The organism is Kitasatospora arboriphila (genome assembly GCF_039528095.1).
Taxonomy (GTDB): Bacteria; Actinomycetota; Actinomycetes; order Streptomycetales; family Streptomycetaceae; genus Kitasatospora; species Kitasatospora arboriphila.
Genome location: NZ_BAAALD010000293.1, coordinates 1 through 558, shown reverse-complemented (window position 1 = coordinate 558; position 558 = coordinate 1). Strand labels below are relative to the sequence as shown.

Sequence of the window (558 nt, the reverse complement as noted above, 5' to 3'; positions counted from 1 at the left end):
CTTCCTGCAAGTCGAAGGCGCTTCCATCGATAAGCAGGACCATGCGGCCAATCCGTGCGGCCAGATCGGCGAAACGGTTGATCTTGACGAAGCGGTGCAGAAGGCGCTGGAATTCGCGCGAAAAGACGGTAATACCCTGGTGATCGTCACCGCCGACCATGCGCATGCCAGCCAGATCATCCCGGCGGATAGCAAAGCCCCGGGGCTGACCCAGGGTCTGAACACGCACGATGGCGCGGTGATGGTGATGAGCTACGGCAACTCTGAGGAAGAGTCGATGGAGCACACCGGCACCCAACTGCGCATTGCGGCCTACGGTCCGCATGCGGCTAACGTCGTCGGCCTGACCGATCAGACCGACCTGTTCACGACCATGAAAGCTGCCCTGAGTCTCAAATAAGTCGCTGCCGGTGGCGAAATTGCGTCACCGGCTGGTTTTTTTTCTATCTGCGTCCAGACTTACAACGTTCCACTCACAGAAGGATGGTGCGATGAAAATAACTTTATTGATGACCCTACTGTTTGGCTTGATCTTTATCAGCGCGGTTGGCGCGGCAG

General features: G+C 57.2%; 1 protein-coding gene. It reads left to right on the top strand.

What is annotated here, in order from left to right; translation table 11 throughout:
• The coding region (locus ABD353_RS40040) for an alkaline phosphatase (RefSeq protein ID WP_344628615.1) at window positions 1–400 on the top strand (400 nt) is incomplete at its 5' end.
• Window positions 401–558: the final 158 nt, after the last annotated feature.